12 protein-coding genes are annotated in these 13,334 nt (G+C 68.3%); 8 read left to right on the forward strand and 4 right to left on the reverse strand.

The window, feature by feature from the left end:
• The first annotated feature begins 32 nt into the window (after window positions 1-32).
• Window positions 33-2,726: a DUF1631 family protein gene (locus NFT33_RS05305; RefSeq protein WP_251673695.1), complete on the forward strand. Its 2,694-nt coding sequence runs from the start codon at window positions 33-35 to the stop codon at window positions 2,724-2,726.
• A 30-nt stretch (window positions 2,727-2,756) separates the two neighbouring features.
• On the opposite strand, the gene NFT33_RS05310 is transcribed toward NFT33_RS05305, so the two are convergent.
• From NFT33_RS05310 to NFT33_RS19155, 4 genes are all read right to left on the reverse strand, one after another.
• Window positions 2,757-3,209, reverse strand: a complete 453-nt coding sequence (locus NFT33_RS05310; protein WP_149504883.1) for a Smg family protein — start codon at window positions 3,207-3,209, stop codon at window positions 2,757-2,759.
• A gap of 66 nt (window positions 3,210-3,275) precedes the next feature.
• The gene (dprA, locus tag NFT33_RS05315) at window positions 3,276-4,427 is read right to left on the reverse strand and encodes a DNA-processing protein DprA (protein ID WP_251673698.1); all 1,152 of its coding nucleotides are present in this window, start codon (window positions 4,425-4,427) and stop codon (window positions 3,276-3,278) included.
• A gap of 20 nt (window positions 4,428-4,447) precedes the next feature.
• Entirely contained in the window at window positions 4,448-5,629 is a 1,182-nt protein-coding gene (locus NFT33_RS05320; protein ID WP_251673700.1) for a LysM peptidoglycan-binding domain-containing protein, read from the reverse strand.
• A gap of 46 nt (window positions 5,630-5,675) precedes the next feature.
• A complete protein-coding gene (locus NFT33_RS19155; RefSeq protein WP_259373207.1) occupies window positions 5,676-5,804 on the reverse strand; it encodes a hypothetical protein in 129 nt (42 codons plus the stop codon).
• On the opposite strand from NFT33_RS19155, the gene def reads away from it, so the two are divergent.
• The 7 genes from def (at window position 5,803) to NFT33_RS05355 (ending at window position 13,323) form a co-directional block, all read left to right on the forward strand.
• Window positions 5,803-6,318: a peptide deformylase gene (gene def, locus NFT33_RS05325; protein ID WP_220784735.1), complete on the forward strand. Its 516-nt coding sequence runs from the start codon at window positions 5,803-5,805 to the stop codon at window positions 6,316-6,318. The genes NFT33_RS19155 and def overlap by 2 nt on opposite strands.
• Before the next feature lie 32 nt (window positions 6,319-6,350).
• On the forward strand, window positions 6,351-7,298 hold the full coding sequence (fmt, locus tag NFT33_RS05330; RefSeq protein WP_251674082.1) for a methionyl-tRNA formyltransferase: 948 nt from the start codon (window positions 6,351-6,353) through the stop codon (window positions 7,296-7,298).
• Between the two features lie 91 nt (window positions 7,299-7,389).
• Window positions 7,390-7,782 (forward strand): hypothetical protein, encoded by a 393-nt coding sequence (locus NFT33_RS05335; RefSeq protein ID WP_149504879.1) that lies wholly within the window; start codon window positions 7,390-7,392, stop codon window positions 7,780-7,782.
• 150 nt (window positions 7,783-7,932) lie between these two features.
• Window positions 7,933-8,673, forward strand: coding sequence for an AzlC family ABC transporter permease (locus NFT33_RS05340; protein WP_376744127.1), 741 nt, complete (start codon window positions 7,933-7,935; stop codon window positions 8,671-8,673).
• Window positions 8,674-8,702: 29 nt separating this feature from the next.
• On the forward strand, window positions 8,703-9,032 hold the full coding sequence (locus tag NFT33_RS05345) for an AzlD domain-containing protein (RefSeq protein WP_220784732.1): 330 nt from the start codon (window positions 8,703-8,705) through the stop codon (window positions 9,030-9,032).
• 81 nt (window positions 9,033-9,113) lie between these two features.
• Entirely contained in the window at window positions 9,114-10,307 is a 1,194-nt protein-coding gene (locus NFT33_RS05350; RefSeq protein WP_251673701.1) for a phosphoglycerate kinase, read from the forward strand.
• A gap of 217 nt (window positions 10,308-10,524) precedes the next feature.
• Window positions 10,525-13,323 carry a type I restriction endonuclease subunit R gene (locus NFT33_RS05355; RefSeq protein WP_251673703.1) on the forward strand — a complete coding sequence of 933 codons (2,799 nt, stop codon included), beginning with the start codon at window positions 10,525-10,527 and terminating at the stop codon, window positions 13,321-13,323.
• The last annotated feature ends 11 nt before the right edge of the window (window positions 13,324-13,334 follow it).

Below are 13,334 nucleotides of genomic sequence, written 5' to 3' on the forward strand. Positions count from 1 at the left end.
GACGGTCGATTCCTCCTCCCCCCACCTCTCCCATGGCTGCCGCAACCCCCTCCTCGCTGCTGGCCGCACAGGCGCGGCGACTCTATTGCGAGCAGCTCCAGCGGCTGATGCCCCGGGTGGCCGGCACGCTGACCGAGCGGGTGCGTGACCGCATCGCCGAGCAGGCCCGCACGCCGTCGGCACATCACGCGGTCTACCGCGATCTGCTGGTGGACCTGCCGCTGCAGTCCGGCCGCTGGGCCACCGCCTTCGGGCAGCAGCTCCAGCAGGCGGCAGCCGGTCGTCAGGTTGCTCCGCAGGGTGCGGGGCGCAATGCCACCCGCGCCGACGAGCTCGCGATCGTCGACGACGCCTCGGTCGACCAGGAGATCGTCGTCTCGCACATGGCGATGGCGCTGCTGGACAAGGCCAGCTGGGAGTTCTCGGATCTGCGCTACCGGATGGCGGCGCTCGATCACCGAGACGAACTCGACGCGCTGGATGTGCTGCGCCCGCACGCGCTGGCCCGTGCGGTGTCGGAGAGCTGGTTCACCGCCGGCTTCAGCGCCGAGGCCTGGCGGGTGCTGCAGCCGATGCTGCACGAGGAGTTCGCGGCGCTCATCCATGAGGCCTATCACGAGGTCAATCGCTGGCTGATCGGGCAGGGCGTCTGTCCCGAGGTCAATCTGCGCCATTTCATTCGCCGCAGCAAGGACGACGGCCGCGTGTCGCGCGCGGGCGGCTTCTCGCCGGATCCGGCGGTGGGCGCTGCGCCCGCGGCGGCCCGGCCCGGGGGCCTGTCCCAGCCGCCGCAGGAGCGCTTTCCCTCTCCTGCCCATCTGAACCGCAACGAGACCCGCCCCGAGTCGTCGACGTCGTCCCGCTGGGCTTCGGGCGGTTCGGGCGGCGGCTCCGGTGCCGCCTCGGGGGGCGGAGCTGGAGGCGCGAGCGGTGCCGTCTCTGGCGGCAGTGGCGGTGGCGGCGTCACGGGCGGGGCGAGTGGCTCGGCCTGGGTCGGTGGCGGCGGGTCGGGCGGCGCGGCCCGTGCCGGCCAGCCTGGCGGCACGGCGGCGCCAGACAGCCGCGATGCCCATCTCTACGCGCCGACGATGATGGCGGATGTGTCGCCGCCGTCTTCCGCCGGTGCGGCCACCGTGCCGGTGCCGCTGCGTGATGTGCATGACGAGACGCGCATGATGACGCACTCGCCGGGCCTGCTGCGCAGCATCGAGCAGGCCGAGGCGGTGCTGGGCCGGCTCAATCGCCTGGTCGCGCGGCAGGTGCCCGACTTCTACAGCTCGACCATCGCGCATCCGCATGTGCAGCCCTCGCCCGGGCTGAGCGCCGCGATCAGCGATGCCGAGCAGGCGGTGCGCCGCCGCTTCGACGGTGGTGCCTCCGCGGCCGGTGCGGCTTCGGGCGTGCCGGTGCTGTCGCAGGCGGTCGCGGTGTCGACGCCGGGACTGCTGCAGGAACTGCAGAGCCGCAAGGTCGCGCTCAAGCAGGCCGCGACCACGCCGGTCGAGCGCGCCACCATCGAGATCGTCGCGCTGATGTTCCAGAGCCTGCTGACCGAGGAGCGCATTCCGGCCAGCGTGCGGGTGTGGTTCGCGCGGCTGCAGATGCCGGTGCTGCGGGTGGCGATCGCCGAGCCCGACTTCTTCGCCACCATCGACCATCCGGCGCGCAAGCTGATCGACCGCATGGGCGGCTGCGTGATGGGCTTCGAGGTGGGTGCGGCCGGTGTCAGCGAGCCGATGGAGCGCGAGATCAAGCGTGTCGTCCAGGTCGTCGAGGCCTATCCGGACACCGGCCGGCGGGTCTTCCAGACGGTGCTGACCGAGTTCGAGCGCTTCATCGAGGAGTATTTCAAGACCGAGCATGTCGCCGCGAGCAAGGGCGTGTCGCTGGCGCAGCAGATCGAGCAGCGCGAGACGATGGCGATCCAGTACACCATCGAGATGCGCAAGATGCTCGACAAGGTGCCGGTGCACGACAGCGTGCGCCAGTTCCTCTTCCATGTCTGGGCCGACGTGCTGGCGACCACCGCGGTCAAGACCAGCGCCAGCAGCGAGCAGACCCGGGCGATGAGCAAGGTCGCCTCCGACCTGATCTGGCTGGCCAGCGCCAAGGTCTCGCGCGAGGAGCGGGCCGAGGCGATCCGCCGGCTGCCGCCGCTGCTCAAGCGGTTGCGCGAGGGCATGGGCTCGGCCGGCGTGCCGATGCCTCGGCAGGACGAGTATGTGCAGTCGATCAACAATGCGCTGCAGGCGGCGTTCTCGGCGCGCACCGCCACCATTCCGACCGAGCGTCTCGACGAGCTGATGATGCAGCTCGAGGCGCTGGAGGATCTGTTGCCCGAGGCCGGTGACATCGAGATCGACGAGTCGATGGTGCGCGATCTCTCGGGCCACGAGACCCAGGATCTGGAGGTGGTCGCCGAGGGCGGCTCGATGCCGACGCCGGCGATGGTGGCCTGGGTGGCCGACCTGACGGTCGGCAACTGGTTCCGGCTCGACTACCGCGACCGCATCGAGCCGGTGCAGCTGGCCTGGCAGGGCAGTCGCAAGCAGTTCAGCCTGTTCGTGTCGGTGCAGGGGCGCGGCATCATGTTCCAGAAGCACCGCCTGGCCTCCTTCCTGCAGGCCGGCCTGCTGGTGCCCTTCGAGGAGGAGTCACTGACGGTGCGCGCCACCCGCAACGCGCTGGCCAAGCTCGACGCCGATCCGGCGCGGCTGCTGCACTGAGGCGCTGCGGTCACGCCCGGCCTGGGCGTGTCAGTGGATGAGGCGGTCGGCGTCGTCGACGAAGAGTTCGTCGAGGATCAGCGCGTCGGGCTCCTCGCCCATGCTCCAGAAGACCATCAGCACGATGATCTTCAGGTCCTCGAGCGCCAGCGATCCGCCCGGTGCGGCCATCGCCCGGTCGACCGCGATCTCGCGCATGTGCGCCGGCAGCACGCCGGCCGATTCCAGGAAGCTCAGGAAGGCGATCGAGGCGGTGCCGAGCCGGTCCTGCTCCGAGGCGGTGTAGATGCGCATCGACAGCGCGCTCTGCATCTGCGCCTGGGTCTCGGCCACGCTGGTCAGGCCGTCGAGCCAGCTCAGCGCCTCCTCGATCTCGTCGCTCTCGAAGCCGACCGAGGTCAGCTTGCGCGACAGCTGGTCATGCTCCGGACAGGAGTCCGGGCGCCAGTAGTTTTCGTAGAGGTAGACGAGCACGTCGAACATGGATTCACTATACCCGAGGGCATGGTGACCCGGAGAACCCGTGCCGGCCGGCCCCCGTGAGCGGGGTCACGCACGATTCTGGCGTTGAAAGATCTGTCCGGGCAGCCGGACGATCTGCTCCAGCATTTCCAGCTCGAGCAGCCGGGCCTGCAGCTGCGGCGTGGCCCAGCCGGTGCGCGCCTGCAGCGCGTCCAGCGTGGCCGGACTCCAGCCCAGGGCCTGGAGGATCGGGTCGGAGACGTCGTCCTGCACATCGGGCGCAGTGGTGGCCGCCGCCGCCGCTGCCGTCTCCGGCATCTCGTCGGTGGCGGGCGCCCGGCGCAGCGGCCGCAGGTCCTCCAGGATGTCCTCGACCGACTCGACCAGCCGCGCGCCATCGCGGATCAGCCGGTGGCAGCCGCGCGACTGCGGGCTGCGGATCGGGCCCGGGATCGCGAACACCTCGCGGTTGCTCTCCAGCGCCAGCCGCGCGGTGATCAGCGAGCCCGACTGCAGCGCGGCCTCCACCACCAGCGTGCCCAGCGACAGCCCGGCGATCAGCCGGTTGCGCTGCGGGAAATGCGGTGCCAGCGGTCCGGTGCCGAGCACATGCTCGCTGACGATCAGGCCGCCAGCAGCGACGATGCGCGCGGCCAGCGCCTCATGCTGGCGCGGATAGCAGCGGTCGATGCCGGTGCCGATGACCGCCACCGTCGGCGCGTCGGCATCCAGCGCGCCCAGATGGGCGGCCGCGTCGATGCCCTGCGCCAGTCCGGAGACGATGCCCAGGCCGTCGCGACCCAGTCCGGCGGCGAACTCGCGCGCCAGCGCGGCGCCGCTGGCGGTCGGATGACGGCTGCCGACCAGCGCGATCAGATCGCGGTCGTTCAGGCGCTGCGGTGCGCCGTGCAGGTGCAGCAGCAGCGGCGAGTCGGGCATGTGCATCCAGCCCGGCGGGTAGCCCTCGTCGCCGAGGATCAGCAGATGGTGGTCGGGATGCGCGAGCCAGTCCAGCGTGGCGTCGACCAGCGCATCCAGTCCGTCGGGCGGCGAGCGCAGCGCCTGCACCAGCGCCTCGCCGACGATCTGGCGCTGTGCCACCGACGAGGCGGCGAACACGCCCTCGGGCGAGCCGAAGGCCGCGAGCAGCTGGCGCGCGCGCTGGCGGCCGCAGCCCGGCGTCTGCAGCAGCCGCAGCCAGGCGGCGATCTCGTCGGGCGCGTGTCCGGCCAGCGGCATCGTCGCGCTCCCGGCCTGGCTCAGGGCTGGGTGAAGCGGTCGCCGGGGCGCACCGCGGTCTGCGCGTCGAGGATCAGCGCGTAGGCCACCCGCTCGAAGACGCGGAACACGAACAGGTGTCCGTGCGTCTCGTCGGGCAGCTGCAGCGCGGCCCGCTGCGGGTCGGTGCGATCGGCGATGCGCTCGCCGGCGCGCTGGATCGCCAGCACATGGCCGCGCTCGATGCCGTCGACCCGGCCACGGTTCAGCGCGACGATCTGGTTCTGGCCGGCCGACATGCCGTCGCCGTAGATCGAGACGATGCGCCCGGCGATCGGCGCCGAGGGCGCATGCGGGACGAAATTGGTGGTGTCGCGGGTCGGGGCCTGCGCCAGGCGGTCGCCGGCGCCGGCTTCCTGGCGCAGCGTCGTCAGCACCACCGTGCCGGGCACGATCTCCTGGGTCTTGCCATCGGCGCTGGCGGTCACGCTGCCCGGACGGACATATTCGGCCGAGCCGACGAAGGCCGCCTCGTAGCCGAGCAGCGCCCGGGTGTCGGGATCGAGCAGCGGCCGGGCCTGGCGGAAGACGCGCCAGTTGCGCAGCGGCGGCATCTCGCCGCGCACATAGGCGGTGTCGCCGCGGCCGAGCAGCACCCGGCCCTCGCGGCCGGCGACGATGCGCGGCGCCTTGTCCAGCTCGTCGGCCTCGAGCACGATCGCGTCGTTCAGGAAGGGCTCGATCAGGTGCAGCGAGATCGAGGCGAGCGGCCCGTTGTCGACATCGCCCGCGCGCACCCGCGGCGAGAGCTTCACCGTGCCCGAGCCGGCGCGGCCGAACTGCAGCCGCGCGCGGCCGCCCTCGCGTACCAGCACCAGCTCCTGGCCCGGATAGATCAGGTGCGGATTGCGGATCTGCTCCAGGTTCATGCCCCAGAGTTCCGGCCAGCGCCAGGGGCTGCGCAGGAAGAGCTTCGAGATGTCCCAGAGCGTGTCGCCGCGGCGCACGACATGGCTTTCGGGCGCGTTGGGCGCCAGCTCGGAAAGCGGCACGCCGGCCTCGGCGACCTGTCGGGCCGTGCTGCGCTGCGCGGCAGTGACCGGATAATCGGGGGCTGCGTGAGTCGCCTGGAGCGACAGGCCCAGCAGCGTCGCCGCCAGCAGCCTTGAGGGGCTGGCGAGGGCGCGCCGGGTTCGAGCGTGCTCGCCGTGGCACAGGATCATGGAGTTCTTCTCCGTGCGCCGACCCGGCAGGCCCGCGCGAAACACTTCATTCAGACTCGTCGATTCTGCCCCCGAAGCCCTGAGGCTGCAATGAAATCGGCTGTTTTGCCACTTCTGCCGCTTCGGGCCTGCCCTTCACTGTCGCGTCGCGACCGATCGCCATCGTCATCGCCATGAGCCTGCTGACCATTCTTCGCTATCCCGATCCCCGCCTGAACAAGGTCGCCAAGCCGGTGGCGGCCGTCGATGCGCGCATCCGCACGCTGATCGACGACATGTTCGAGACGATGTACAAGTCGCGCGGCATCGGCCTGGCCGCGACCCAGGTCGATGTGCACGAGCGCCTGATCGTCATCGATGTCTCCGAAGACCGCACGGAGCAGCTGGTGCTGATCAACCCGGAGCTGATCGTGCGCAGCCCGGAGCGTGTGGTCGGCGACGAGGGCTGCCTGTCGGTGCCGACGATCTACGACAAGGTCGAGCGCCATGAGCGCGTCACGGTGCGCGCGCTCGACCGCGAGGGCCGCTCCTTCGACCTCGAGGCCGACGGCCTGCTGGCGATCTGCATCCAGCACGAGATGGACCACCTGATGGGCCGGGTCTTCGTCGAGTACCTCTCGCCGCTCAAGCGCAACCGCATCCGCACCAAGCTGCTCAAGCGCGGCCGCGAGGACGAGGCCGCGGAATGAGCGCGCTCCCGACACCTGCAGCTCTCGCGCCGCTGCGCGTCGGCTTTGCCGGCACGCCGGAGTTCGCCCGCGAGGCGCTGGCGGCGATGCTGGCCGCCGGCATCTCGGTGCCGCTGGTGCTGACCCAGCCCGACCGCCCGGCCGGGCGCGGCATGAAGCTGCAGCCCTCGCCGGTCAAGCAGCTCGCGCTGGAGCACGGCATCGCGGTGGCGCAGCCGACCAGCCTGAAGCTCGACGGCCGCTTCCCCGACGAGGCAGCGGCCGCGCGCGAGGCGCTGCTGGCCGCGCGTCTGGATGTGCTGGTGGTCGCCGCCTACGGCCTGATCCTGCCGCGCTGGGTGCTGGCGCTGCCGCGCCTGGGCTGCCTGAACATTCACGGCTCGATCCTGCCGCGCTGGCGCGGCGCGGCGCCGATCCACCGCGCGATCGAGGCCGGCGACGCCGAGACCGGCATCACCATCATGCAGATGGACGAAGGGCTGGACACCGGCGACATGCTCTCGGTCGCGCGCGAGCCGATCGGCCCGGACGACACCACCGCGCTGCTGCATGACCGGCTGGCGCTGCTGGGCGGGCGCATGATCGTCGCGGCCCTGGCCGATGCGGCGGCCGGGCGCCTGCAGCCGGTGCCGCAGCCGCTGGAGGGCGTGAACTACGCGCACAAGATCGACAAGAAGGAGGCGGCGATCGACTGGACGCTGCCGGCGGCGGTGATCGCGCGCCGGGTGCGCGCCTTCGATCCCTTTCCCGGCGCGAGCTTCGTGCGCGGTGCCGAGGCGATCAAGGTCTGGCAGGCCCGGCCGACGCCAGGGCAGGGCGCGCCCGGCGAGGTGCTGCCGGGCGACGCCGGCCTGCTGCGGGTGGCCTGCGGCGAGGGCGCGCTGGAGATCGAGCGGGTGCAGCGCCCGGGCGGGCGGCGTCAGCCGGTGCGCGAATGGCTGGCCGGCTGTGACATCCGCCCTGGCGAGCGGCTGGGCTGAAACGGGGCGCCTCGCCCGGACTGCTCAAGTCGCTCCGGGCGACAGACGATAAGCGAGGCAGCCCCCGCCCTCCGCTTGCCCTCCCCCCGCCATGAGACTGCCGAGACTTTCCGTCATCGCCCTGCTCGCCGCGCTGCCCCTGCTGGCCAGCTGCGACCTGCTCGGCATCGAGTCCGGCGAAGCCGTCGCCGCCCGCAACGAGGCCGAGGGCAAGGCCATCGGCAGCGCCTGCCGCCACGCGATGCGTGCGATCGAGGACTGCTACACCCTCAATCCGAAGGCGGTCAAGGCCTCCGTCTACACCGGCTGGCGCGAGATGGACGAGTACATGCGCGAGAACAAGCTCGAGGGCATCGCGCCGGTCGTGCCGCGCCCGGTCGAGCCGTCGAAGAAGAAGAAGCCCAAGCCGGCCGAGGACGAGGAAATCATCGACGAGCCCAAGGCCAAGGCCGACGACAAGGCCCACGGCAAGTCGACGCACTGATCGATCCGCCGCACCCGGTCGACGCACCGGCCGCCATTGCGGCGCAATCCCTGAGGTCCGCGTGCCGGACCTGATCCGCAGGACCGCTCCCGATGTGACAATCGAGGGATGTCTTCCCCCGGCTCTCCTGCGGCCGCACTGAAGCGGCATGTGCAGTCCCTCTGTCGCCATCCGGAATTCCGGCGTGGCCTGCGGGACATGGCGCCGATGGTGCCGGGTCTGGCCGCCTGGGGCCTGGTCACCGGCGTGGCCATGGTGCGCAGCGGGCTCGATCCCTGGCTGGCGCTGCTGATGTCGCTGACCGTCTATGCCGGCTCGTCGCAGCTGGCCTCGCTGCCGCTGATCGCCGCCGGTGCGCCGATCTGGGTGGTGCTGCTGACCGGCTTCGTCGTCAATCTGCGCTTCGTCATCTACAGCGCGCAGTGGCGCTTCTATTTCGGCCACCTGCCGCGCTGGCAGCGCATGTCGCTGGGCTATCTGGGTGCGGATGTCAGCTACGCGATGTTCATGCGCCGCTGGCCCGAGCCCGAGCCGCAGTCGGGCCAGATCGCGTATTTTCTTGGCGGGGCACTGCTGCTGTGGCTGGGCTGGCAGATTCCGTCGATCCTGGGCATCGTGCTGGCCGACGGCGTGCCGGCGCAGTGGGGCCTGGGATTCGCCGGCACGCTGGCGCTGATCGGTCTGACCTGCTCGCTGCTGGTCGACCGCGCGACCTGGGTCTGCGCGGGCGTGGCGGCCGCCGCCGCGGTGGCGGCCTTCGCGCTGCCCTACAAGCTCAACATCGTCGTCGCGGTGGCCGCAGCGGTGGCCGCCGGCCTGATGATGGAGATGCCCGGCGGCGGGGGCGGGCGCCCGATCGGCGCGGTGCAGCCCGCCCGGCGTCCTTCCTGACCGATCCGTCCGCGGAGCACGAACGCACGATGTCCAGCCTCGAAGCCTTCTTCACCATTCTCGGCCTGGCGCTGGTCACCGTGCTGACCCGCAGCTTCCTGATGCTGCCCGAGCGCGAGCTGCCGATGCCGCCGTGGGCGCGGCGCGCGCTGAAGTACGCGCCGCTGGCCGCGCTGGTGGCGATCATCGCGCCCGAGGTGCTGATGAAGAACGGCGCGCTGATCGCCACGCCGCTCGACGCCCGGCTGATCGGCGCGGCGGTGGCGGTGGCCTGGTTCTTCTTCCGCCGCGGCATTCTCGGCACCATCGTCGTCGGCATGGCGGTCTTCCTGCCGCTGCGCATCGGGCTGGGCTGGTAGCCCGGACCGCGCCCCGCCCCGCCCGCCCCGGCTTGTCCTCTTCCTTTCCCTGTTTCATCAACTCCGCAACAGCGACCCACCATGAAAGTTCTCCGCCTCCAGGACCTGATCGCCGACGGCAAGATCGCCGGCAAGCGCGTCTTCATCCGCGCCGACCTGAACGTGCCGCAGGATGACGCAGGCAACATCACCGAAGACACCCGCATCCGTGCGTCCGTGCCGTGCGTGAAGATGGCGCTCGACGCCGGTGCCGCCGTGATGGTCACCAGCCACCTCGGCCGCCCGACCGAAGGTGAATTCAAGCCCGAAGACACCCTGGCGCCGGTCGCCGCCCGCATGAGCGAGCTGCTCGGCCGCGAGGTCCGGCTGGTCTCGAACTGGGTCGACGGCGTCGAGGTCGCCCCGGGCGAGGTGGTGATGCTCGAGAACTGCCGCCTGAACAAGGGCGAGAAGAAGAACAAGGAGGATCTCGCGCAGAAGATGGCCGCGCTGTGCGATGTCTTCGTGCATGACGCCTTCGGCACCGCGCACCGCGCCGAGGCCTCGACCTACGGCATCGCCCAGTTCGCCCCGGTCGCCTGCGCCGGCCCGCTGCTGGCCGCCGAGATCGACGCGATCTCCAAGGCCCTGGCCAACCCGAAGCGCCCGCTGGTGGCGATCGTCGCGGGCTCGAAGGTCTCGACCAAGCTGACCATCCTGAAGGCCCTCTCCAACAACGTCGACGGCCTGATCGTCGGCGGCGGCATCGCCAACACCTTCATGCTGGCCGCGGGCCTGAAGATCGGCAAGTCGCTGGCCGAGGCCGACCTGGTCGGTGAAGCCAAGGCGGTGATCGAGGCGATGGCCGCGCGCGGCGCCGCCGTGCCGATTCCGGTCGACGTGGTCTGCGCCAAGGTCTTCTCGGCCGACGCCGAAGCCACCGTCAAGGCCGCCACCGATGTCGCCGACGACGACCTGATCCTCGACATCGGCCCGAAGACCGCCGAGATCCTGGCCGCCCAGCTCAAGGCTGCCGGCACCATCGTCTGGAACGGCCCGGTGGGCGTGTTCGAGTTCGATGCCTTCGCCAAGGGCACCGAGACGCTGGCGCGCGCGATCGCCGAGTCCGAGGCCTTCTCGATCGCCGGCGGCGGCGACACGCTGGCCGCGATCGCCAAGTACGGCATCGAGGGTGACGTCGGCTACATCTCCACCGGCGGCGGCGCCTTCCTGGAAGTGCTGGAAGGCAAGACCCTGCCGGCGTTTGAGATTCTGGCGAAACGGGCGGCTGGGTGATCGCGCTGCGCGTTTGACCATTGGAGGCCGCCGGGAGGCGGCCTTATCGCTTGGAGGCCGAGGAAATCCAAGATGTCTGCTACAGGGTCTCAAGAGAGTCGTGTCACGGTGTTAGTCGACTGTGATAACACCGCCCTGGAGCTGCTGGAGCACGCGTTGCGCGTGGCTGCCCAGTTTGGTCGTGCCGTGTTGCGCCGTAGTGGCGAGAGGGAGAAAAATGACGAAAACTGAGGCCCAAACTAGATCGGAACTGATCGACCAGCAACTTGCCTTGGCAGGTTGGGACGTGAAAGATCCGACCCAGGTTGTTGAGGAATTCGACATCCTTACCGCCCTGCCCGATGTGGTAGCGGAGCCGCGCACGTTCTACGAGGGCCACCAATTCAGCGATTACGTCCTGCTCGGCAAAGACCGCAAGCCGCTGGCCGTAATCGAGGCCAAGAAGACCAGTCGCGATGCCGCCATCGGCCGCGAGCAAGCGAAGCAGTACTGCTACAACATTCAGAAGCAGCTAAGGTGCGAGTTGCCGTTCTGCTTCTACACCAACGGTCACGAGCTCTATTTCTGGGATCTAGAGAACGCGCCGCCGCGCAAGGTGGTCGGCTTCCCCACCCGTGACGATCTGGAGCGCTTTGCCTACATCCGCCGCAATCGCAAGCCGTTAACGCAGGAGTTCATCAACACCTCGATTGCTGGCCGTGACTACCAGATCCGCGCGATTCGCGCAGTGCTCGAAGGCATCGAACAGAAAAAGCGCAATTTCCTACTGGTGATGGCCACTGGCACCGGCAAGACGCGAACTTGTATTGCCATGGTTGACGCGCTGATGCGTGCCGGCCACGCCGAGAAGGTCCTGTTCTTGGTTGACCGGATCGCGTTGCGAGAGCAGGCGCTGGCCGCCTTCAAGGAGCACATGCCCAACGAGCCGCGTTGGCCCAATGTGGGCGAAAAGCTGATTGCCACGGACCGCCGTGTGTACGTCGCCACCTACCCGACGATGCTGAACATCATCCGGGACGACGCGCAGCACCTGTCGCCGCACTTTTTCGACTTCATCGTCGTTGATGAGAGCCATCGCTCCATCTACAACACCTTCGGCGAAGTACTCAACTACTTCAAAGCCATCACGCTGGGTCTGACGGCTACGCCGACCGACATCATCGACCACAACACTTTCCAGCTTTTCCATTGCGAAGACGGCATTCCCACGTTTGCCTACACCTATGAAGAAGCTGTGAACAACGTGCCTCCCTACCTCTGCAACTTCCAGGTCATGAAGATTCAGACCAAGTTCCAGATGGAAGGCATCAGCAAGCGCACGATTTCCCTGGAAGACCAAAAGAAGCTGATCCTCCAGGGCAAAGAGGTTGAAGACATCAACTTCGAGGGCACTCAGCTTGAAAAGCAGGTGATCAACAAGGGCACCAACACCCTGATCGTCCGCGAGTTCATGGAAGAGGCCATCAAGGACGCCAACGGTGTGCTGCCCGGCAAGACCATCTTCTTTTGCGCCACCAAGGCCCACGCCCGGCGCATGGAAGAGATCTTCGACAAGCTCTACCCGCAACACCACGGTGAATTGGCCAAGGTGCTGGTGTCGGACGACCCGCGCGTCTACGGCAAAGGCGGCCTGCTCGATCAGTTCACCAACAACGACATGCCGCGTATTGCCATCAGCGTGGACATGCTCGATACCGGCATCGACGTGCGCGAGATCGTCAACCTCGTGTTCGCCAAGCCGGTCTACTCGTACACCAAGTTCTGGCAGATGGTCGGGCGCGGCACACGCCTGCTGGAAACCAGCAAGCCCAAGCCCTGGTGTCTTGAGAAGGATGTGTTCCTGATCCTCGACTGCTGGGACAACTTCGAATACTTCAAGCTCAACCCCAAGGGCAAGGACCTGAAAGCCCAGTTGCCGCTGCCGGTGCGACTGGTGGGCCTGCGCCTCGACAAGATTGAAAAAGCCAATGACAGCGGCCATTCCGACATCGCAGCGCGGGAAATCGCCAAGCTCCGCCTGCAGATTGCGGCGTTGCCCAAAGAGTCGGTGGTGATCAAGGAAGCCGCCGCTGCGCTGGCGCGGCTGGACGACGACAACTTCTGGACCAGCCTCAGCCACGACCGGCTGGAGTTCCTGCGCGCAGAAATCAAGCCGCTGTTCCGCAGCGTCTCCGAGGCCGACTTCAAGGCCATGCGCTTCGAGCGCGACCTGCTGGAGTACTCGCTGGCCGTTTTGAGCGAAGAAAAGGAAAAGGCCGACACCCTCAAGGAAGGCATCGTCGAGCAGATCAGCGAACTGCCGCTCTCGGTCAGCTTCGTCAAGCAGGAAGGGGCGCTGATCCGCGCCGCGCAAACCAGCCACTACTGGGCCAAGGCGGATGAAGACGCCTTCGACGAACTGGTCGCCAAACTTGGCCCGCTGATGAAATTCCGCGAGCAATCCACCGGGCAGGAGCAAACCCACCTCGATCTGGCCGATGAGCTGCACAAGAAGGAATGGGTGGAGTTCGGCCCGCAGCACGAAGCGGTCAGCATCACCCGCTACCGCGAAATGGTGGAAAGCCTGATTGCCGAACTCACCGCGCACAACCCGGTACTGCAGAAGATCAAGAACGGCGAGGCGGTGAGCAGCGAAGAAGCCAACGAACTGGCCGAGCTGCTGCACGAAGAACACCCCCACATCACCGAAGGCCTGCTGCGGCAGGTCTACAAGAACCGCAAGGCGCGCTTCATCCAGTTCATCCGCCACATCCTGGGTATTGAAGTGCTCAGGAGCTTCCCGGACGAGGTCAGCGCCGCATTCGACCAATTCATCCGCGCCCACACCACGCTCAGCAGCCGGCAGATGGAATTTCTCAATCTGCTGAAGGGCTTCATCATCGAGCGCGAAAAGGTGGAGAAGAAGGACCTGATCAACGCCCCCTTCACGGTCATCCATCCGCAAGGCATCCGTGGCGTGTTCAGCCCACTTGAAATCAACGAGATTCTGCAGTTGACCGAACGGTTGGCTGCTTGAATAACAAGCAC

It is taken from the genome of Sphaerotilus sp. FB-3, assembly GCF_023706025.1.
In the GTDB taxonomy this organism is placed as follows: domain Bacteria; phylum Pseudomonadota; class Gammaproteobacteria; order Burkholderiales; family Burkholderiaceae_C; genus Sphaerotilus; species Sphaerotilus sulfidivorans.